Here is a 20,465-nt window from a genome sequence, read left to right as displayed (position 1 = left end):
CGGGGTTGAGCCATAAGGTTTTTTAGGCGCAGAATGGGCGCCCTTGGGGTCTGACCTCGCCTGCTAGAAAAGGAAACTCGATGACTCGTCTTCGTGCCATCTGTACCGCGGTTGCTCTGGTTTGCGCCAGCGGCCAGGTTCTTGCCGATACCGCCAGCCACAACGCCAGTGCCGAAGCCTTCCTTACCCTGGCCCATGCCGACAAGCTGGGTACCCCGGTGTACATGCAAGTGCAGCAAATGTTCGCCCAGCGTTTTGAACAGACCAAGGCGCCTGCCGCCAAGCAGTCCGTACTGGACAGCTACCAGGCCAAGGCCAACGCCGCCCTGGACCAGGCCATCGGCTGGCCAAAGCTGAAACCTGACATGGTCAAGCTCTACACCACCAACTTCAGCGAATCCGAACTCAAGGACCTGGTTGCCTTCTACCAGTCGCCGCTGGGCAAGAAAGTCCTGGAAAAAATGCCGCAGCTGACCCAGCAATCGGCCCAGATGACCCAGGCCAAGCTGGAAAGCGCCGTGCCGGTAGTCAACAAGCTGCTGGAAGACATGACCAACGAGCTGTCGCCTAAAGCCGCCGCTCCGGCCAAGAAGAAGTAAGCAGGAATGACCATGCAACAGCGTATCGAAACGGCGCTTGCCGCCTTGGGCACCAACCACTTGAGCGTGCTGGACGAAAGCCATATGCACAGCCGTGGGTTGCAGACCCACTTCAAGGCCGTGCTGGTCAGCCCGCAGTTCGAGGGGCTCAACCGCGTCAAGCGCCACCAGAAGGTCTACGCCACCCTGGGTGACCTGATGAACGAGTTTCATGCGCTGGCGCTGCATACCTACACGCCTGAAGAATGGGCGAAAATCGACGCAGCCCCGGCCTCGCCGACCTGCGCTGGCGGACATGATTGATGATCGGGTGTCTCTGACACCGGGCATTTGTTAGAATCTGCAACGCGCCGCTCAGCCGGCGCGTTTTTTTTGCATCCGGTTCACCCTTTGCGAGGGTAGCCACCTGGAGAGAACACCCATGACTCAACCGATTGTCGTGGCGGCACTGTATAAGTTCGTCACCCTCGAAGACTACGTCGCCCTGCGCGAGCCCCTGTTGCAGGCGATGGTCGACAACGGCATCAAAGGCACCTTGCTGATCGCCGAAGAAGGCATCAACGGCACGGTTTCCGGTAGCCGCGAAGGCATTGATGGCCTGATGGCCTGGCTGAAGCAAGATCCGCGCATGGTCGACATTGACCACAAAGAATCCTACTGCGACGACCAGCCGTTCTACCGCACCAAGGTCAAGCTCAAGAAAGAGATCGTGACCTTGGGCGTCGAAGGCGTCGACCCGAACAAGAAAGTCGGTACCTACGTCGACCCGCAGGACTGGAACGCGCTGATCAGCGACCCGGAAGTGCTGTTGATCGACACCCGTAACGACTACGAAGTGTCCATCGGCACCTTTGAAGGCGCGATCGACCCGAAAACCACCAGTTTTCGCGAATTTCCCGACTACATCAAAGCCAACTTCGACCCGGCCAAGCACAAGAAAGTCGCGATGTTCTGCACCGGTGGCATTCGCTGTGAGAAGGCGTCGAGCTACATGCTCAGCGAAGGCTTTGACGAGGTCTATCACCTCAAGGGCGGCATCCTGAAGTACCTTGAAGAGGTGCCGCAGGCAGAAACCAAATGGCAGGGCGACTGCTTTGTTTTCGATAATCGCGTGACCGTGCGCCACGACCTGAGCGAAGGCGACTACGATCAATGTCATGCCTGTCGTACACCGGTCAGTGTCGAAGACCGCGCCTCCGAGCATTATGTGGCTGGCATCAGTTGCCCGCATTGCTGGGATAAACTGCCGGAGAAGACCCGCCGCAGCGCGATCGACCGGCAGAAGCAGATCGAGCTGGCCAAGGCCCGCAACATGCCGCACCCGATTGGCTTCAACTACAAGCAAACCCCTTCCGAGGCCTGACCCATGTCCGCGCGCCTGCTCTATGTAATGGACCCGATGTGTTCCTGGTGCTGGGGTTTTGCCCCGGTGGCCGAGGCGTTGGTGGAGCAGGCCCAGGCGGCCGGCGTCGAGCTGCATCTGGTGGTGGGCGGCTTGCGTACCGGCAGCGGCGCAGCGCTGGAGCCGACCACTCGGCGCTATATCCTGGAACACTGGCAGGCGGTCACTGACGCCACCGGCCAGCCGTTCAAGCGAGAAGGCGCGTTGCCCGACGGTTTTGTCTACGACACGGAGCCGGCGTGCCGCGCCATCGTCACCGCACGCAGCCTGGCGCCGGACTGCGCCTGGAAACTGCTGGGGCTGATCCAGCGTGCTTTCTATGTGGAAGGCCGCGACGTGACCCTCGCCAGCGTGTTGGTGGAATTGGCCGAGCAGGCGGGCATCCCGCGCATCGAGTTTGCCGGCGAGTTTGACCGCGCTGAGCAGCATGCCGCCACGGCGGCCGATTTCACCTGGGTGCAAGACCTGGGCATCGCCGGTTTCCCGACGCTGCTGGCCGAGCGTAATGGTCAGTTGGCGTTGCTGACCAACGGTTACCAGCCGCTGTCCGAGCTGTCGCCTCTGCTGGGCCGATGGCTGGAGCGAGCCACCTGTGCATGAACCCGCCCAGCGCACCGATCGCCTGACCTGGGCGGAAATTCGCCGCCTGGCCCTGCGTCACAAGAAATCCCTGTGGATCGCCAATGGCGTCGCCGTGCTGGCGACCCTGTGCAGCGTACCGATTCCCTTGCTGTTGCCGCTGCTGGTGGACGAGGTCCTGCTGGGCCACGGCGACGCTGCCCTCAAGGTGATGAATCACGCGCTGCCGCTGGGCTGGCAGAAGGCGGCCGGCTATATCGGCCTGATGTTGCTGGTGACCCTGTTCCTGCGTTGTGGTGCCCTGGTGTTCAACGTGGTGCAGGCGCGGCTGTTTGCGCGGCTGGCCAAGGACATTGTGTACCGCATCCGTGTACGCCTGATCGAGCGGCTCAAGCGTATCTCCCTGGGTGAGTACGAAAGCCTGGGCAGCGGCACGGTAACGACTCACCTGGTCACCGACCTCGACACGCTGGACAAATTTGTCGGCGAAACCCTCAGCCGCTTCCTGGTGGCCATGCTCACCCTGGTGGGTACCTCGGCGATCCTGGTGTGGATGCATTGGCAGCTGGCGTTGCTGATCCTGTTGTTCAACCCGCTGGTGATCTACGCCACGGTGCAGTTGGGCAAGCGCGTCAAACACCTGAAGAAGTTGGAAAACGACAGCACTTCGCGTTTTACCCAAGCGCTGACTGAAACCCTGGACGCGATCCAGGAAGTCCGCGCCGGCAATCGCCAGGGCTTCTTCCTCGGGCGTCTGGGCCAGCGTGCCCAGGAAGTGCGCGACTACGCGATCCATTCGCAGTGGAAAACCGACGCCTCCAGCCGCGCCAGCGGTTTGCTGTTTCAGTTCGGTATCGACATCTTCCGCGCAGCGGCGATGCTTACCGTTTTGTTCTCTGACCTGTCGATCGGCCAGATGCTCGCGGTGTTCAGCTACCTGTGGTTCATGATCGGCCCGGTGGAGCAATTGCTGAACCTGCAATACGCCTATTACGCGGCAGGCGGCGCGCTGACGCGGATCAACGAACTGCTGGCGCGTGCCGATGAGCCGCAATACGTCGGCGGCGAAGATCCTTTCGTTGGGCGCGAGACGGTCGGCATCGAAGTGCGCGGCCTCAATTTCGGTTATGGCGAAGACTTGGTGCTCGACCAGTTGAACCTGGCCATCGCACCCGGTGAGAAGGTGGCAATCGTCGGTGCCAGTGGCGGCGGTAAAAGTACCTTGGTGCAACTGTTGCTCGGACTTTATACACCACAGGCTGGAACTATCCGCTTTGGTGGTGCTACCCAGCAGGAAATCGGCTTGGAAACCATTCGCGAAAACGTCGCCGTGGTGCTGCAACACCCGGCGCTGTTCAACGACACGGTGCGCGCCAACCTGACCATGGGCCGCGAACGCAGTGATCAAGCCTGCTGGCAGGCACTGGAAATCGCCCAGCTGGATGCTACCGTCAAGGCATTGCCCATGGGCCTGGACAGTGTGGTGGGGCGTTCCGGGGTGCGGTTTTCCGGTGGGCAGCGTCAGCGCCTGGCGATTGCGCGCATGGTGCTGGCCGAGCCAAAAGTGGTGATCCTCGACGAGGCGACTTCTGCCCTGGACGCCGCCACCGAATACAACCTGCACCAGGCGCTGGCGCGGTTCCTCAGCGGCCGTACTACACTGATTATCGCCCACCGCCTGTCGGCGGTTAAGCAAGCCGACCGAGTGTTAGTGTTCGACGGCGGTCACATTGCAGAGGACGGCGACCATCAACAGCTGATTGCTGACGGTGGGTTGTACGCCAAACTCTACGGACACTTGCAGCAAGTTCGTTGATTTAGCCTAGGCTGAGCTATCGGAAGCGGTGTTTCGCGTGCGTATCCAGCGGTGCATGTGCAAGGGGCTTCATGAAGCAAAAGCGGACTCTCGGAACGCCACGGCTGTTGGGCATTGTCTGGCCCTTCATCGCCGTTGTGCTGTTCCAGGCATTGTTAGGCTGCGTCAGTCTTTACGTGCTCTCGGCAGTGCGCGGCTACGTGGCAGGTGAAAGTCTGTGGTCCAAGGGCCAGAAAGATGCCATCTATTACCTGACGCTCTACGCCGACAACCGCGACGAAGCCACTTACCTCAAATACCAGCAGGCTATCGCCGTGCCCCAGGGCGGGCATGAATTGCGGGTTGCGCTGGACCAATCCACACCAGACCTCAGCGCTGCCCGCTTGGGTATCCTCAAGGGGGGCAACCATCCGGACGATGTCTCCAGTCTGATCTGGCTGTACCTCAACTTTCGCCATTTCAGCTACCTGGAAAAAGCCATCGAGCTATGGACAGTGGGCGATGGTTACCTGATGCAACTGGATGAGTTGGCCCGCGAGATGCACGGCGCAATCACCCGCGACCACGTCAGCGCCAACGACGTACGCCAGTGGAAAGCACACATTATCGCCATCAATGAAGGTGTGACACCGGCGGCCAAAGCGTTCAGTGATGCCTTGGGCGAAGGCTCGCGGATGATCCTGCGGTTGCTGCTGATCACCAACCTGGCCACGGCCCTCGGCCTGATCGTCCTGGCACTGCTGCGTACCCATAAGCTGCTGACCCAGCGCCACGCGTTTGCCACTGCCTTGCAGCAAGAGAAGGAGCGTGCGCAGATCACGTTGGAGTCGATTGGCGACGGGGTGATCACCACCGACGTCGACGGCGCCATCACCTACATGAACCCGGCGGCTGAGGCGCTGACCCACTGGAATTCGGCCCAGGCCCAAGGCCTGCCCTTGGCCGCGCTGTTCAACCTGCTGGACGACAATGCCCAGCCCGACGGCTTTACGCTCATTGAACACATCGTCAAGGGCCAGCTCAGTGGCGGCAGCGAGCATTCCAAAACCATCCAGCGCCTAGACGGCAGCACGGTCTCGGTGACGCTGGTGGGCGCGCCGATCCGCAGTGCCGGCAAGGTCACGGGTGCGGTGCTGGTGTTGCATGACATGACCCAGGAGCGTCAATACATCGCCAACCTGTCCTGGCAGGCGACCCACGACGCCCTGACTGGCCTGGCCAATCGTCGCGAATTCGAATTCCGCCTGGAACAGGTGCTGCATCCCACCGCGCAGCGGCTGGGCGAGCGTCATGCGTTGATGTTCCTCGACTTGGACCAGTTCAAGCTGGTCAACGACACTTGTGGCCACGCGGCCGGCGACGAACTGCTGCGGCATATCTGCGCGCTGCTGCAGTCGGACCTGCGCGAGGGCGACACCCTGGCGCGCCTGGGGGGCGATGAGTTCGGCATCCTGCTGGAAAACTGCCCGGCGGCAGTCGCAGAGAAGATCGCCGAGAGCCTGCGCCACACCGTGCAAAGCCTGCACTTTGTGTGGAAGGGCCGGCCGTTCATGACCACCGTCAGCATCGGCCTGGTGCACCTGGGCCACACTCCGACCACGCTGGAAACCTCACTGCGCGCCGCCGACATGGCGTGCTACATGGCCAAGGAAAAAGGCCGCAACCGCGTGCAGGTGTACCACGCCGACGATTCAGAACTGTCGCTGCGTTTTGGCGAAATGGCCTGGGTGCAGCGCCTGCACATGGCGTTGGAAGAGAACCGGTTCTGCCTGTACGCCCAGGAAATTTCACCGCTGGGGCCTACCGACGGCGGCGATGGGCATATCGAGATCCTGTTGCGCCTGCATGACGAGGCCGGCCGTATCATCCTGCCCGACAGCTTTATCCCGGCGGCCGAACGTTACGGTTTGATGACGTCTCTGGACCGCTGGGTGGTGGAGAATGTGTTCAAGCTCATCAGCCGGTGCATACAGGAGCGGCCGGGACGCCCGATGGCCATGTGTGCGATCAATCTGTCAGGCATCACTATTGGTGATGAAGACTTCCTTGGGTTTTTACGTGAGAAGTTTCATACATACAATATTCCGCCGGGCATGATCTGTTTTGAGATAACCGAAACCAGTGCAATTGCAAACTTGGGCAGTGCGATCCGTTTTATTAATGAACTCAAAGCTTTAGGTTGTCAGTTTTCGCTGGATGACTTTTGTGCCGGAATGTCCTCATTCGCCTATCTCAAACATTTACCTGTAGACTTCCTGAAGATCGATGGAAGTTTCGTAAAGGATATGCTGGACGACCCGATTAACCGCGCGATGGTCGAAGTGATAAACCACATCGGCCATGTCATGGGTAAGCGCACAATTGCTGAATTTGTCGAGACACCGCAAATCGAACAGGCATTGCTCGAAATTGGTGTGGATTACGCTCAGGGCTACCTGATTGAACGACCGCAATTGTTTACCTTTGATAGCTTGCAGTGTCGACCTGTGCGGCCGCAGCCTCTGTTATTCAAGGCGCCCGGCACATTCCGCTGAAACATTCGCTGGTCTGTACAATCACACTTAAAAAGGAACCTTAACAGTGATCGACACATTCATCAGAACCGGCCCGCTTATGGAAGCCTCCAGTTACCCTGCCTGGGCTCAGAAACTGATCCTGGACTGTAGCGAGAGCAAGCGCCGCGTTGTCGAACACGAACTGTACCAGCGTATGCGCGACAACACGCTCAGCGCCAAGACTATGCGCCACTACCTGATCGGTGGATGGCCCGTGGTGGAACAGTTTGCCTTGTACATGGCACAGAACCTCACCAAGACCAAATTTGCCCGCCATCCTGGGGAGGACATGGCGCGCCGCTGGCTGATGCGCAATATTCGCGTGGAACTCAACCACGCCGACTATTGGGTGCATTGGGCCCGTGCCCACGGCGTGAGCCTGGAGGAATTGCAGGCCCAGAACGTACCACCGGAACTGCACGCGCTGAGCCATTGGTGCTGGCACACCAGTTCTGCCGACTCGCTGATCGTGGCCATTGCCGCGACCAACTATGCGATCGAGGGCGCCACGGGTGAATGGTCCGCCGTGGTGTGTTCTACCGGCGTCTATGCGGCGGCTTTCCCAGAGGAAGAGCGCAAGCGTGCGATGAAGTGGCTGAAGATGCACGCGCAGTACGATGATGCCCACCCATGGGAAGCCCTGGAAATCATCTGCACCCTGGCCGGGATGAACCCGACCAAGGAACTGCAGACCGAGCTGCGCCAGGCCGTATGCAAGAGCTACGACTACATGTACCTGTTCTTGGAAAGCTGCATGCGCCTGGAGAAAGAAAAGACCCCAGCCGTGGTGCGCGAGCGCCAGGTGCGGGTCGCCAGCGAAGCTTGATGAAATGAGAGTGGCGGGGGCTTACCCCGCCATTGCCAGGCGGTTGCGACCCTCTCGCTTGGCCACATACAAGGCGCTGTCGGCCCGACGCAGCAGGCTTTCGGTAGACTCTGCGGCCAGCAAAGTCGAGCAGCCCAGGCTCACCGTCAATTCGATCCGCGTGTCATCCGCCCAATAATCCTGGGCCTGCGCCGCTTGGCGTAGGCGCTCACCGACCATCGCAGCGGCATCCCGGCCCGTGTTGGACAGCAGGATCAGAAACTCTTCCCCGCCAAACCGGAACACCATATCCACGTTACGCAACTGGCGCTTGATCGCCCCGGCGACGGCGCGCAGCACCTTATCGCCAGCGGTATGGCCGTAAGTGTCGTTGATGATCTTGAAGTGATCGATGTCGAGCATCAGCAAGGACAGCGGATTGAGGTGCCGGCGCGCCATGTCGACTTCCCGTTGCAGGGTCTGGTCCATGGCTATACGGTTGCCGGTCTCGGTCAGCGGGTCGCGCAAGGCACTGCGGGTGGCGGCGCGGTAGAGCAGGGCGTTGCGGATTGGGTAGAGTAAGGTGGCCAGCAGGGATTCGAGCTGGCCGAGCTCTTCTTCCGCCAGGCGCTGGTTGCGACGAAAGATCAGCTCGCCCAGGTGCTCGCCTTCATGGCTCAGGCTATAGCTCACTGAGTGATGGCCGCGATGGCCGAACTCCAGGCGCAGGTCGCTGGCTTGATGGCGGTACTGCAAGGCGTCCAGGGGCACCAGGCGTTGGATCTCACGGAAGAACACACCGAGGATGCGCTCCGGCTCCAGGCTGGTTTGTAATTGCAGGCCCAGTTGCTGGCGAAGTTGCTCCAGCGTCGTGGGGCGGCGTGGGAGGAGGGATGGCTGACCAAACCCCAGGCGTTGCAATTTGGCACTGTCAAAGTCAATTGCGTTGGTCTGGGTGGGTGTTTTCATAAGCGATCGGCCTCTAAGCACTGGGCTGTCTTACAGGCTCGATGAGAGTGGCGAATGCCAAGCGTCTTACTGTTCCTTCAGTTCCGTAAAACATGAGTAACAGTTTAGACCGCTTTGCACAGGGTTATAACCCCTGGGCGCTGCCGCACGTCTTGTCATCGCTTAACCTGCTTGAATAAGGTTAGAGCGAGATTCATGCCAAATCGCTTCAAACTAATAAAAAGTCATATAAATCAATCGACTGCTTTTATCGCTAAAAGCAGTCGCTGGGTGATGACGCCAGTTAATTGGCAACTAAGCGGTGGCCTTACTGTTTCTGCGGATCGAACTGTTTATCGCGAATAAACAACGCCGGTATGACACCGCAGATAAAGTACGCGCCGCCCATCACCAAAAAGCCCATGCCGATGGAGCCATGGGACGCCAGGAAGCCGATGGCTGCCGGCGCCACCGCCGCGCCGATACGGCCGATGTTGTACGCACCACCCACCGCCGAACCGCGAAACTTGGCTTCGAAGCTTTCGGTCATGTAGGTCGCGTTCACGCCATAGGGAATGCCGTACAGGAAGCCGAACACCACCAGCATCCACAGGATATTCTCGGGGCTCTGGAACAGCACGATCACCGGCAGGAAGATCGCCGTGCCCAGAGCGCCGAACGCGAACACCACGCGTCGACCGAGACGGTCCGCCGCCAGGCCCGCGAGGATCTTGCCGAAGATCATCGCCGCATAAGTGCCGACCATGTAGCTGGTCATCGACTTGAAGTTCATCCCCAGCTCGCTTTCCAGGTACGACGGCATCCAGTTGTTCACGCCGTAGTAACCGAATTGCAGGAAGCCTGCGGTCAGGGCCCAGAGCAGGAACATACGGCTGGCCTTGGGGTCGCTGAAGATCAGCTTGAACATGCCATCGGGCTTTTTCTTCAGGACGTCCTGGCTACCGTTGGCTTTGTCTTTCGCCCGTTCGGCGCGCGCGGTCAACCAGGCCTGAGGCTCCGGCACCAAGCGTTGCATCAGCACGGCGAGGATCACCGGGATGATGGCCACGTAGAACAGCCAGCGCCAGCCGTGCTCCGGGAGAATCCAACCGGCCAGTAGGGTGGCAACGATGTAGCCCACCGACCAACCTGCCTGCAGGGTGCCGAGCACGGTGGTGCGGTAGCGGGTCGGCACGTATTCGGCCATCAACGTGTTGCACGCCACATACAGCGCGCCCAGGCCGAGGGAGGCGAAAAACCGGGTGGCTGCAAACTGCCAATAGCTGTGGGTCATGCCCAGGATCGCCGTGCCCACGGAAAACAGCACGATGCTCCACACCACGGTTTTCACCCGGCCGAAACGGTCACAGGCCCAGCCCCCGTAGATACCACCGATGGCCATGCCGGCCAGGGTGAAGCTGCCCAGGCTGCCGGCTTCGACGCTGGTCAGGCCGAACTCGGCCTTGAGGCTGCTGAGGCTGTAGGACAGCAACATCAGGTCCGCGCCATCGATCAACAGGCCGAGGAAGCAGAAGATGAAAACGACGATCCACAGTTTGCTTTTTGCAGGCGACAACGCGCCCGCCGATGCGGCGACTTCCATAGCGATACCTTGCTTGTAGTTGTTAGGGCATTGGGTATGGTGGTGCGGTGAGTCCTAGCGTTGCGCCGCGCGAATCATGTTGCGGGCAATCACCAGTTGCTGGATCTGCGTGGTGCCTTCATACAGGCGGAACAGACGCACATCCCGGTAGAAACGTTCGATGGCGTACTCGCTGATATAGCCGGCACCGCCGTGGATCTGCACGCAACGGTCAGCGACGCGGCCGCACATCTCGGTGGCGAACATCTTCGAACACGACGCCTCGGTGCCGATGTCCTGGCCTTCGTCGCGCTTGCGGGCGGCGTCGAGCACCATGCAACGTGCGGCGTAGATCTCGGCCTTGCTGTCGGCGAGCATGGCCTGGATCAGCTGGAACTCGGCAATCGGCTGGCCGAATTGCTTGCGCTCGATCGCGTAGTTCAGCGCGTCGTTCAACATGCGCTCGGCAGCCCCCACGCTGACGGCGGCGATGTGCAGGCGGCCTTTGTCGAGGACCTTCATCGCGGTCTTGAAGCCCACGCCTTCCACGCCACCGATCAACTGGCTGGCCGGCACGCGTACGTTGTCGAAAATCACGTCGCTGGTGTGGGCGCCTTGCTGGCCCATCTTGTGGTCGCGTTTGCCCAGGGACAGGCCGGGTGTGTCACGTTCGACGATGAATGCACTGATACCGGCCGAACCACGGATCGCCGGGTCGGTGCGCGCCATCACGGTGAAAATCCCGGCGTGGGGCGCGTTGGTGATAAAGCGCTTGGTGCCGTTGATCACATAGTGGTCGCCATCGCGCACGGCGGTGGTTTTCAGTGAGGCGGCGTCGGAGCCCGAGTCTGGCTCGGTGAGGCAGAATGAGCTGAGCAGCTCGCCGCTGGCCAACAGCGGCAGGTAGTGCTCTTTCTGTGCGTCGGTGCCATCCAGTAGGATGCCGATGGAGCCGATGCCATTGTTGGTGCCGAAGTAGGAACGGAAGGCCGGTGAGGTGCGCCCCAGTTCAAAGGCGATGGTCACCTCTTCTTCCATGGTCAGCCCGAGGCCGCCGTAGGCTTCGGGGATGGTCAGGCCGAACAGGCCCATGTCCTGGAACTGGCTGACGATGTCCGCCGGGATTTCATCGGTCTCGGCGACTTCGTTTTCCCGTGGGATCAGCGCTTCGTCGACGAACTGCGCAATGGCGTCCACCAGGATATGAAGCGTTTGTGCGTCTCGGATCATGTGCATTCCTCAGCGGCCCGTTCGGCGGGCCTGTTATCGTCAATCTGCCGAGGCCATGCACCGGTCCAGCTAGCGGGTGGCGGCCTCGATGTTGTTCACCATGTGCTTGAGGCGTGGGCCGATGTCGTCTTCGAGTTTCTCCCGGGAGAGGTGGAAACTCGGTCCGCCACAGTTGAACGCCAGCAAGCCGTGTTGTGCGTGTCGCAGCGGCACGGCGATGGCGTTGACATCGCGGTGCCACTCACCGATCGACATGCAATAGCCGAAATCGGTGTAGTCCCGGAAGGCGCGTTCCAGCCCCTTGCGGATGCTCGGCCAGTCCTCCAGATGGCGCTGGCGGATATGGTCGAGAATGAACTCCCGCTCGTTTTCCGGCATTGCTGCCAGGCAGGCGCGGCCTGCTGAACTCAAGTGCAACGGCAACCGTGTGCCGACCTGGCGGCGCATGGTCATGTTCGCTTCGCCCTGGACCACGTCCAGGTACACCGCGTCCAGGCGGTCCCGAGTGGCCATCGCAACGGCCGCCTGGGCGTACTTGGCCATGGTCTCCATCAACGGATGAGCCACGGCGCGGATCGACAGGTTCGACAACATCGCGTAACCGAAGGCCATCACGCCCACATCCAACTGATACCGGCCTGACTGCGGCAGGTGCTTGAGGTAACCCAAGCGGGTCAGGGTGTGGGTCATGCGGGTGATCGTCGGTTTCGGCAGGCCGGTCTTGCGCGCCAGTTCCTGGTTGCCCAGCACGCTTTCGCTCGGCGTGAAACAGCGCAGCAGTTCCAGGCCACGGGCCAGGGCGGTGACGAATTGGCGATCCTTGTCTTCCTCCTCATCGTTGTTCATCGGGTCGATCAACACATGCTCGAAAGCGGAAACTTCTGTGCTGTCCGGCTCGGGGTTTCGACGGCGCATGGTAATCCTCATTTTTTTATAAAATCAACAAAACAAAATAGTATTCCGCACTGCGAAACTAAGCAATCTTTTGCGCCTTGATTTTAAGATGAGATAAAACCCTTTAAAACAGCGAGTTAGTCGATGGTTTGAGCATTGTCCGCGTTTTTCCGTTTACACCAGCGGGGTCGGTACTTATGCTAATTGTCAAATACGGAATGTTATTTCGCACAGCGAAACATGCGCCAATCCAACTAACAAGAACAGTGCAGCAGGAGTGAATGTGACCAGCGCCAACTCACCCGTGGTGACCCTCGACATCCATGACAATGGCGTGGCCGTGGTGCGTATCCACCGCCCTGAAGTGAAAAACGCCCTCAACGCCCAGGTGCGTGAAGCCCTCGCCGAGCACTTCCGCGCACTGTCCCGACGCCAGGATGTGCGCGCCATCGTACTGACCGGTGGCGAGCAGTTCTTCGTGGCCGGCGCGGATATCAAGGAGTTCGCCAGTGCGGGCGCGATCGATATGTACCGCCGCCACACTGAATACCTGTGGGAAGCCATCAGCCGTTGCCCCAAGCCGGTGATTGCCGCCGTCAACGGTTTTGCCCTGGGCGGTGGCTGCGAGCTGGCGATGCATTGCGACCTGATCGTAGCGGGCGAGTCGGCGCGATTTGCCCAGCCGGAAGTGAAGCTCGGCTTGATGCCCGGTGCGGGCGGCACTCAACGCCTGATCCGCGCGGTGGGTAAATTCCAGGCCATGCGCATTGCGCTCACGGGCTGCATGGTCAGCGCGAAAGAAGCGCTGGCGATGGGCATGCTCAGCGAAATGGTCAGCGACGACCAGACACTGCCCCGCGCCCTGGAACTGGCTGCGCAGATTGCCGCATTGCCGCCGTTGGCGGTGGAGCAGATCAAGGAAGTGATGCTGGCCGGCGCCGACCTGCCGCTGGAAAGCGCCTTGGTGCTGGAGCGCAAGGCGTTCCAATTGCTGTTTGATTCCAAGGACCAGAAGGAGGGCGCCGCCGCGTTCTTCGAGAAACGCACACCGCACTACCGGGGGGAATAAGCATGACCGACACCCTGAATACGATGGGATTGGTGGGCACTGGCGTCATGGGCGCCGGTATCGCACAAATCGCGGCCCAGGCCGGTGTGGTGGTGCATCTGTTCGATGTCCGTGAAGGCGCTGCGCAATCGGCTCGGGATAATCTCAGCGGCACCTTTGCCAAGTTGGTGGGCAAGGGCAAGATCAGCCAGGCCGCGATGGAGGCGGCGCTGGCCAACCTGCGGGTTGCCGAGGCGATTGATGACCTGAGCGATTGCGACCTGGTCGTCGAAGCCATCGTGGAAAACCTCGATGCCAAACGGGGTCTGCTGCAACAGCTGGAAGGCATCGTCAGCCCGACCTGCATCCTCGCCACCAACACCTCTTCGCTGTCTGTCACGGCTATCGCCACCGGTTGCCAGCACCCTGAGCGCGTGGCCGGGCTGCACTTCTTCAACCCGGTGCCGCTGATGCGTGTGGTGGAGGTGATCGACGGCCTGGCCACCGCGCCAAAGGTTGGCGACGCGCTGTTGGCCCTGGCTGCACGCATCGGCCATCGCGGCGTGCGCGCCAAGGACACGCCGGGTTTCATCGTCAACCACGCCGGTCGTGCCTTTGGTACTGAAGCGTTGAAGATGCTTGATGAGGGCATCGCCGAGCGCGGTGATATCGACCGCATCCTGCGCGACGGCGCCGGGTTCCGGATGGGGCCGCTGGAGTTGCTGGACCTCACCGGCCTGGACGTGTCGCACCCGGTGATGGAGTCGATCTACAACCAGTTCTATCAGGAGCCCCGCTACAAACCGTCGCCCCTGACCCGGCAGATGTTGGTGGCTGGACGTCTTGGGCGCAAGACCGGGCATGGGTTCTATCAGTATGAAAACGGCCAGCTCATCAATGCCCCTCAGCCTCAACCCGTACCGACTGTAAACCCGCGACCGCCGGTTTGGATCGCCACGGAAAACAGTGAAGACTACGAGCGCTTGAGCGCCCTGGTGATCAACCTGGGCGCCCATCTGGAACACGCCGCGCAACCTTCGCCTGAGGCGTTGTGCCTGCTGGCCCCGTATGGCCGCGACGCCACCAGCGCCTGCGTGCGCTTCGACACCGACCCCGCGCGCACCCTGTGCATCGACCTGCTGACGGACCTGTCGCGTCATCGCACCTTGATGCAGAACCCACTGACTTCGCCCGCCATGCGCGATGCGGCTCACGCTTTGCTCGCAGCAGACGGTGTGGGCGTCACGGTGATTGGCGACAGCGTTGGCTTCGTGGTCCAGCGCACCTTGGCGATGGTGGTCAACCTGGCCTGTGATATTGCCCAGCAGCGCATCGCCAGCGTCGAGGATATCGACCAGGCCGTGCAACTGGGACTCGGTTATCCCAAGGGGCCGCTGGCTTGGGGCGATGCCCTTGGGCCTCGGCGGATCCTTACGATTTTGCAGCGCATGAGCGAACTCACCCACGACCCACGTTACCGCCCCAGCCCCTGGTTACGGCGGCGGGCGATGCTGGGTGTTTCCCTGCGCCATGAAGAGCCGACAGCCGGCTGATTTCCCAACCTCACAGGATAAGAACAATGGGTGCATTGACAGGTTTGCGGGTACTGGATTTAAGCCGTGTGTTGGCCGGCCCCTGGTGTGGGCAAGTGTTGGCTGACCTTGGCGCGGAAGTGGTCAAGATCGAACGCCCGAAAAGCGGCGACGACACCCGTGCCTGGGGGCCGCCCTGGATGAAGACCGACACCGGCGAATCGTCCGGCGAAGCTTCTTATTATCAGTCGACCAATCGCGGCAAGTTATCCGTGGCCATCGACATGGCCACTCCCGAAGGTCAGGAATTGGTACGCGCTTTGGCGGCCAGCTCGGATGTACTGATCGAGAACTATAAGGCCGGTTCCCTGGCCCGTTATGGCCTGGATTACGCGACCCTGGCCGAGATCAATCCGCGCCTGGTGTATTGCTCCATCACCGGTTTCGGCCAGACCGGGCCGCGTGCCGAAGAGCCGGGCTACGACTTCATCATCCAGGGCATCGGCGGCTTGATGAGCATTACTGGCGAGCGTGATGATTTGCCGGGCGGCGGTCCGCAAAAAGTTGGCGTGGCGTTTTCCGACTTGATGACCGGCCTGTATTCCACCGTGGCGATCCAGGCTGCATTGCTCAGCCGTGAGCGCACCGGCGTTGGTCAATACATCGATATGGCGTTGTTGGACGTGCAAGTCGCCACGTTGGCCAACCAGAGCATGAACTACCTCGCGTCGGGCAAGGTGCCGCAGCGTTATGGCAATGCCCACGCCAACATCGTGCCTTACCAGGTGTTCCGCGCCGCCGACCGTGACTTCATCATCGCCTGCGGTAATGACAGCCAGTTCATCGCCCTGTGCCAGAGCATCGGCCTGCCGCACTTGCCGGAGGACCCGCGCTTCCGTCGCAATGCCGACCGCGTGGCCCATCGCGAAGACATCGTCGCGTTGCTCTCGGCGCACTTCCTGGGGCGCAGCGCCGATGAGTGGGTGGCATGCATCCATGCGTCGAAGGTGCCGGTGGGGGCGATCAACTCGATTGCACAATCCCTGGAAGAACCCCAGGTGATCGCGCGCAACCTGATGGTGAACATCCCACACCCGCAGAACCCGGACTTTGCCATGGTCGGCAGCCCGATCAAAATGTCCGGCACGCCCGTGGAATACGTGCGGCCGGCGCCGAGGTTGGGGCAGCACACCGACGATATCCTCGGTGAACGGTTGGGCTTGTCGGCGCAGCAACTGGCCCAACTCAAGGCGCGAGGGATCGTCGAGCAGCAGGGTTAGACCAAGGTAGAGCGGTCGATCTGCGCGATGGAGGTGACGCCGGTGAGGGTCATGGCCACGCGCATTTCCTTGGCGAAGATGTCCAGCAGGTTTTCCACGCCGTGCTGGCCGTCGGCGGCCAGCGCGTAGGCGGTGGCACGCCCCAGCAGGCAGGCCTTGGCACCCAAGGCCAGCATGCGCACCACGTCCAGCCCGGAGCGGATGCCGGAGTCCACCAAAACCGTGAGATCGTCGCCCACCGCATCGGCAATCGGAGGCAGGGCCTTGGCAGTGGACAGCACGCCATCCAACTGGCGACCGCCATGGTTGGAGACCACGATGCCATCGGCACCGAAACTCACTGCGTCCTTGGCGTCCTGAGGGTCGAGAATACCTTTGATGATCATCGGGCCTTTCCAGAATTCGCGGATCCATTCCAGGTCTTTCCAACTGATGGAGGCGTCGAAATTGTTCGCCAGCCAGCCGATGTAGTCTTCCAGGTGTGTGGGTTTGCCCAGGTATTTGGAGATGTTGCCCAGGTCATGGGGCCGGCCCATCAGTCCTACATCGAAGGCCCATTGCGGCTTGGTGACGGCTTGCAGCATGCGCCGCTGTGCTGCGAACGGTCCGGACATGCCCGAGTGGGCATCGCGATAACGCGCGCCGGGCGTGGGCATATCCACGGTAAACACCAATGTAGTGACGCCCGCGGCTTGCGCGCGCTCCAGCGCGTTGCGCATGAAACCACGGTCCTTGAGCACATACAGCTGGAACCAGATCGCCTGCGCGCTCTGCGATGCCACCTCTTCAATCGGGCACACCGACACCGTCGACAGGCAGAACGGAATGCCCTTGTTCGCCGCCGCCTTGGCCGCCTGCACTTCGCCACGTCGCGCGTACATGCCGGTGAGGCCCACCGGGCTGAGTATCACCGGCATGTCCAGCTCCTGGCCGAACAGCGTGGTCTTCAGGCTCAGGTTGTCCACATTGCGCAGGATGCGTTGGCGCAGGCTGATCTCGGCCAGGTCCGAACTGTTCGCACGCAGCGTGTGTTCGGCGTAGGCGCCGCCGTCGATGTAGTCGAACAGGAAGCGCGGCAACTTGCGCTTGGCGGCTGCGCGGTAGTCGGAGGCGGACGAGATGATCATTATTGGAGGGCTCCACAAGGCAAGGTGGAGTCAGGATAGGCAATTCTCTGGCATGATAAAAACAACTTTTATCGCTGGTGGTCAGTCGCCGAAGGAATACCGATGAACCTGAGAACATTGCGTGCCTTTGTCGAAGTGGTGCGCCAGGGTGGTTTCTCCCAGGCCGCCGAGGTGGTGTGCCTGACCCAATCCACCGTGAGCAAGGCGGTCAAGACGTTGGAAGATGAACTGGGCACACCGTTGCTCAACCGCCTGGGTCACCGTAACGAACTCACCGCTGCCGGCGAAATCGCCTACCGCCGAGCCTTGGTGCTGCTTGCCGAGCGCAACGACTTGGTGGCCGAGATCAACGACCTGCGCTGTCTAAAGCGTGGCGTGCTGCGTATCGGCCTGCCGCCGGTGGGCTGCGGTGTGCTGTTTGCGACGATGTTTGCGACCTACCGCAGCCGCTACCCGGACATCGACATCGAACTCACCGAGTACGGCAGCAAAAAGCTGCGCGAATGCCTGGAAGCGGGGGAGGTCGACCTGGCGGCGCTGCTGCTGCCGGTGGATGAAGACTTCGACTACCAACCTGTGCGCAATGAGCCGCTGATGGCCGTGCTGCCCATCAGCCACCCTTTGGCCCAGCGCAAGCGCATCGACTTCACTGACCTGGCCGATTCACCGTTCATCCTCTTCGAAGCCGGCTTTGCCCTCAACGCCAAGATCCTCGCTGCCTGCGAGCGCAAAGGCGTCACCCCCAAGGTGACCGCACGCAGCGGGCAGATCGACTTCATCATCGACCTGGTCGCCGCGGGACTGGGTGTGGCCTTCGTGCCTCGCATGCTGGCGCACAAACATCAACACGCTGGCATCGCCCTGATCCCGTTGGATGAACCCCACACCGACTGGCACATCGCCCTGGCTTGGCGCTCGAGCGCCCATCTGCCACCGGCGGCTTTGGCCTGGCTGGAGTTGGCAAGGGAACACGCCGATTCAACCGGTCATCCGGTTTAATCACACCGAATGTAAGGGAGCGCTTGACTTATCCTTTTTAATCAGTAACATACGGCGCATTCCGCGATAGCTCAGTTGGTAGAGCAAATGACTGTTAATCATTGGGTCCCTGGTTCGAGTCCAGGTCGTGGAGCCAGATAGCGACATAAAAAAAGCCTGCAGAGATGCAGGCTTTTTTTTGCCCTGGATTTCTCCAGCGTGATCAGACGTACAACGCGGCCAGCATTCAGCCGTCTCTGTATCGATGTTGAAACAAATTCATACATTTAATTGACGCCACTATATCGCCACCCTATGATCGCCGCTCATTGATGGCTCTGTGCCATATAGAGGGATCTATTAATGTGGCGTTTGTTACGCCGGACCGGGCTCGGCCTGCTGTCCGCTTTTTTTTGCCTGAGCGCAGCCGGATTGGCTCAAGCCGCCGCCCCGCAGAACACGCCGGGCATCACCGATCTGATTCGTGACCGTCAGGACCGTTTGCTCGAAGAGCAGCAGCGTCGCCTCGAAGAGCTCAAGGACCTGCCAGGGAAAACCGTCGCGCCCACTGCGCCAACGGCCCCCGTCGACACTCGTTGCTTTCCCATCAAGACCCTCGAAGTTTCCGGTGCCGACGCGCTCTCTGAACGCGAACGCCAAGCGCTGATCCAGCCCTACATTGGCCAGTGCCTGGGCGTGCCGCAACTCAATGAGGTGCTCAAGGTCATCACTGACCGCTACTTGGCCAAAGGGCTGGTTACCAGCCGTGCCTACTTGCTTCAGCAGGACCTCTCCAGTGGCGTGCTCAAGATCCAAGTAGTCGAAGGCCGACTGGAAGGGTTGAAGGGCGCGCAGGGCAGCGGCATCACCGACCGCCAACTCGGGATGAGCTTTCCAGGTAAACAGGGTGAATTGCTTAACCTGCGCGAAATTGAGCAGATGGTCGACCAGTTGAACCGCCTGCCGTCGAATCAGGCGCAGATGGAACTGGCGCCGGGTAAAGAAGTGGGCGGCAGCGATGTACTGGTCAAAAACACCCCACAAAAGCCCTGGCGCGTTGGGCTGTCACGCCATAACGGCGGTCAGCGCAGCACCGGTGAGCAGCAATGGGGCGCCAGTCTCGATTGGGATAACCCGCTTGGCCTTGCCGACCAGCTTTCCCTGCGTGGCGGTCATGATGCCGTCAGCGACCACCAGAAAACCTCGCGTAACTCGATGCTCAATTACAACCTGCCGTTTGGCTGGTGGAACCTCAATTACAGCTACAGCGAGTCCGAATACCGCTCCCTGGCCCAGGCCAACAACTTCAACTTCAAGCAGTCGGGCGACAGCCAGAGCCACCAGTTGCGCCTGGAGCGAGTCATTCACCGTGACGCGCTGAGCAAAACCTCCCTCAGCACTGGCGTGGCTTACCTGCGTACCAATAATTTCATCGAAGACAGCAAGCTGGCCCTGAGCAGCAACCGTCTCAGCGAAGCGCAGTTCGGCATCAACCACGGTCGGCGCATTGGCGAGTCATTCCTTAACATCGACCTGGGCATGCAGGACGGCATTGGCGCCTTCGACGCCCAGGCTAATCACAACCCACGGCCGGGTCAGGCTGATGCGCGCTACCGCAAATACACCGCAACCGTGAGCTACCTGTACCCGTTCAAACTGTGGGGCGAGTCGTTGAGCTTCAGCAGCCTGATGACCGGCCAGCGCAGTGAGGACGTGCTGTTCAGCCCCCAGCGCATAAGCCTGGGCGGGCAGTCATCGATTCGTGGTTATAAGGATCAGATGCTCTCCGGCGACAGCGGCGGCTATTGGCGCAACGACCTGCGTTGGAGCCGCCCGGTGACCTGGGCCTGGCTGCAACCCGTGCTGACCGAATACGGCACCAGCCTCGGCTACGACCAGGGCGTGGTCCGCCATGGTCGCTACAACGCCGAGCAGCATGGGCGCATGAGCAGCAATTCCCTGGAACTGTTTGCACGCGGCAAGAACGTCGCGGCCACGGTGACCTTTGCACACTCTTTGGAACGACCGGACCCGATCACGGAACGTGAAGCGCCGATCTATTTCCGCATGGATTTCTTCCTTTAAATTTT

General features: G+C 60.7%; 17 protein-coding genes and 1 tRNA gene. 13 read left to right on the top strand and 5 right to left on the bottom strand.

Annotated features, from left to right (window positions below):
- The first annotated feature begins 80 nt into the window (after positions 1-80).
- From EJ576_RS20550 to EJ576_RS20520, 7 genes are all read left to right on the top strand, one after another.
- Positions 81-599, top strand: coding sequence for a DUF2059 domain-containing protein (locus EJ576_RS20550; protein WP_016976397.1), 519 nt, complete (start codon positions 81-83; stop codon positions 597-599).
- 6 nt (positions 600-605) lie between these two features.
- The gene (locus EJ576_RS20545; RefSeq protein ID WP_122725775.1) at positions 606-902 is read left to right on the top strand and encodes a BolA family transcriptional regulator; all 297 of its coding nucleotides are present in this window, start codon (positions 606-608) and stop codon (positions 900-902) included.
- 118 nt (positions 903-1,020) lie between these two features.
- Positions 1,021-1,962 carry a rhodanese-related sulfurtransferase gene (locus tag EJ576_RS20540; RefSeq protein ID WP_122725778.1) on the top strand — a complete coding sequence of 314 codons (942 nt, stop codon included), beginning with the start codon at positions 1,021-1,023 and terminating at the stop codon, positions 1,960-1,962.
- Between the two features lie 36 nt (positions 1,963-1,998).
- The gene (locus EJ576_RS20535; protein WP_174890965.1) at positions 1,999-2,601 is read left to right on the top strand and encodes a DsbA family protein; all 603 of its coding nucleotides are present in this window, start codon (positions 1,999-2,001) and stop codon (positions 2,599-2,601) included.
- Positions 2,594-4,396 carry an ABC transporter ATP-binding protein gene (locus EJ576_RS20530; protein WP_123474409.1) on the top strand — a complete coding sequence of 601 codons (1,803 nt, stop codon included), beginning with the start codon at positions 2,594-2,596 and terminating at the stop codon, positions 4,394-4,396. The genes EJ576_RS20535 and EJ576_RS20530 overlap by 8 nt, the downstream gene beginning before the upstream one ends.
- A 71-nt stretch (positions 4,397-4,467) precedes the next feature.
- Positions 4,468-6,930, top strand: coding sequence for an EAL domain-containing protein (locus EJ576_RS20525; protein ID WP_126570975.1), 2,463 nt, complete (start codon positions 4,468-4,470; stop codon positions 6,928-6,930).
- Positions 6,931-6,976: 46 nt separating this feature from the next.
- A complete protein-coding gene (locus EJ576_RS20520; RefSeq protein ID WP_122725784.1) occupies positions 6,977-7,777 on the top strand; it encodes a TenA family transcriptional regulator in 801 nt (266 codons plus the stop codon).
- Between the two features lie 21 nt (positions 7,778-7,798).
- Here the strand turns inward: EJ576_RS20520 and EJ576_RS20515 are convergent, their stop codons facing one another.
- The 4 genes from EJ576_RS20515 to EJ576_RS20500 all read right to left on the bottom strand — a co-directional run bounded on the left by EJ576_RS20515 (position 7,799) and on the right by EJ576_RS20500 (position 12,431).
- Positions 7,799-8,725 (bottom strand): GGDEF domain-containing protein, encoded by a 927-nt coding sequence (locus EJ576_RS20515; RefSeq protein ID WP_028617232.1) that lies wholly within the window; start codon positions 8,723-8,725, stop codon positions 7,799-7,801.
- Between the two features lie 307 nt (positions 8,726-9,032).
- Positions 9,033-10,307, bottom strand: coding sequence for an MFS transporter (locus EJ576_RS20510; RefSeq protein ID WP_028617231.1), 1,275 nt, complete (start codon positions 10,305-10,307; stop codon positions 9,033-9,035).
- Between the two features lie 54 nt (positions 10,308-10,361).
- Positions 10,362-11,516 carry an acyl-CoA dehydrogenase family protein gene (locus EJ576_RS20505; protein WP_028617230.1) on the bottom strand — a complete coding sequence of 385 codons (1,155 nt, stop codon included), beginning with the start codon at positions 11,514-11,516 and terminating at the stop codon, positions 10,362-10,364.
- A 69-nt stretch (positions 11,517-11,585) separates the two neighbouring features.
- Positions 11,586-12,431, bottom strand: a complete 846-nt coding sequence (locus EJ576_RS20500) for an IclR family transcriptional regulator (protein ID WP_122555173.1) — start codon at positions 12,429-12,431, stop codon at positions 11,586-11,588.
- A gap of 262 nt (positions 12,432-12,693) precedes the next feature.
- On the opposite strand from EJ576_RS20500, the gene EJ576_RS20495 reads away from it, so the two are divergent.
- From EJ576_RS20495 to EJ576_RS20485, 3 genes are read left to right on the top strand one after another with little or no spacing between them, the layout of a single operon-like run.
- Positions 12,694-13,479 (top strand): enoyl-CoA hydratase, encoded by a 786-nt coding sequence (locus tag EJ576_RS20495; RefSeq protein ID WP_016976408.1) that lies wholly within the window; start codon positions 12,694-12,696, stop codon positions 13,477-13,479.
- A 2-nt stretch (positions 13,480-13,481) separates the two neighbouring features.
- Positions 13,482-15,011 carry a 3-hydroxyacyl-CoA dehydrogenase gene (locus tag EJ576_RS20490; RefSeq protein WP_126570974.1) on the top strand — a complete coding sequence of 510 codons (1,530 nt, stop codon included), beginning with the start codon at positions 13,482-13,484 and terminating at the stop codon, positions 15,009-15,011.
- Between the two features lie 26 nt (positions 15,012-15,037).
- Entirely contained in the window at positions 15,038-16,270 is a 1,233-nt protein-coding gene (locus EJ576_RS20485) for a CaiB/BaiF CoA-transferase family protein (protein ID WP_126570973.1), read from the top strand.
- On the opposite strand, the gene lldD is transcribed toward EJ576_RS20485, so the two are convergent.
- A complete protein-coding gene (gene lldD / locus EJ576_RS20480) occupies positions 16,267-17,397 on the bottom strand; it encodes an FMN-dependent L-lactate dehydrogenase LldD (protein WP_010208917.1) in 1,131 nt (376 codons plus the stop codon). The two genes, EJ576_RS20485 and lldD, sit on opposite strands and share 4 nt — an antisense overlap.
- A 102-nt stretch (positions 17,398-17,499) precedes the next feature.
- Here lldD and EJ576_RS20475 point away from each other — a divergent pair, with 102 nt between their 5' ends.
- From EJ576_RS20475 to EJ576_RS20465, 3 genes are all read left to right on the top strand, one after another.
- Entirely contained in the window at positions 17,500-18,396 is an 897-nt protein-coding gene (locus EJ576_RS20475; protein WP_126570972.1) for a LysR family transcriptional regulator, read from the top strand.
- Positions 18,397-18,456: 60 nt separating this feature from the next.
- Positions 18,457-18,532 (top strand) — tRNA-Asn (locus EJ576_RS20470).
- A 206-nt stretch (positions 18,533-18,738) separates the two neighbouring features.
- Entirely contained in the window at positions 18,739-20,460 is a 1,722-nt protein-coding gene (locus EJ576_RS20465) for a ShlB/FhaC/HecB family hemolysin secretion/activation protein (protein ID WP_126570971.1), read from the top strand.
- The last annotated feature ends 5 nt before the right edge of the window (positions 20,461-20,465 follow it).

Source organism: Pseudomonas sp. C 49-2 (assembly GCF_003970195.1).
Lineage (GTDB): Bacteria > Pseudomonadota > Gammaproteobacteria > Pseudomonadales > Pseudomonadaceae > Aquipseudomonas > Aquipseudomonas canadensis.
Note: the sequence above shows the minus strand (reverse complement) of the source record. Positions and strands in the feature narration are given on the sequence as shown.

Excerpts from the sequence above, each read along its gene's own strand:
- EJ576_RS20500 (WP_122555173.1), bottom strand. The coding sequence starts at position 12,431 with ATGCGCCGTCGAAACCCCGAGCCGGACAGCACAGAAGTTTCCGCTTTC.
- EJ576_RS20535 (WP_174890965.1), top strand. The coding sequence starts at position 1,999 with ATGTGTTCCTGGTGCTGGGGTTTTGCCCCGGTGGCCGAGGCGTTGGTG.
- lldD (WP_010208917.1), bottom strand. The coding sequence starts at position 17,397 with ATGATCATCTCGTCCGCCTCCGACTACCGCGCAGCCGCCAAGCGCAAG.
- EJ576_RS20485 (WP_126570973.1), top strand. The coding sequence starts at position 15,038 with ATGGGTGCATTGACAGGTTTGCGGGTACTGGATTTAAGCCGTGTGTTG.
- EJ576_RS20550 (WP_016976397.1), top strand. The coding sequence starts at position 81 with ATGACTCGTCTTCGTGCCATCTGTACCGCGGTTGCTCTGGTTTGCGCC.
- EJ576_RS20465 (WP_126570971.1), top strand. The coding sequence starts at position 18,739 with ATGTGGCGTTTGTTACGCCGGACCGGGCTCGGCCTGCTGTCCGCTTTT.
- EJ576_RS20545 (WP_122725775.1), top strand. The coding sequence starts at position 606 with ATGACCATGCAACAGCGTATCGAAACGGCGCTTGCCGCCTTGGGCACC.
- EJ576_RS20525 (WP_126570975.1), top strand. The coding sequence starts at position 4,468 with ATGAAGCAAAAGCGGACTCTCGGAACGCCACGGCTGTTGGGCATTGTC.
- EJ576_RS20490 (WP_126570974.1), top strand. The coding sequence starts at position 13,482 with ATGACCGACACCCTGAATACGATGGGATTGGTGGGCACTGGCGTCATG.
- EJ576_RS20515 (WP_028617232.1), bottom strand. The coding sequence starts at position 8,725 with ATGAAAACACCCACCCAGACCAACGCAATTGACTTTGACAGTGCCAAA.
- EJ576_RS20475 (WP_126570972.1), top strand. The coding sequence starts at position 17,500 with ATGAACCTGAGAACATTGCGTGCCTTTGTCGAAGTGGTGCGCCAGGGT.
- EJ576_RS20510 (WP_028617231.1), bottom strand. The coding sequence starts at position 10,307 with ATGGAAGTCGCCGCATCGGCGGGCGCGTTGTCGCCTGCAAAAAGCAAA.
- EJ576_RS20540 (WP_122725778.1), top strand. The coding sequence starts at position 1,021 with ATGACTCAACCGATTGTCGTGGCGGCACTGTATAAGTTCGTCACCCTC.
- EJ576_RS20505 (WP_028617230.1), bottom strand. The coding sequence starts at position 11,516 with ATGATCCGAGACGCACAAACGCTTCATATCCTGGTGGACGCCATTGCG.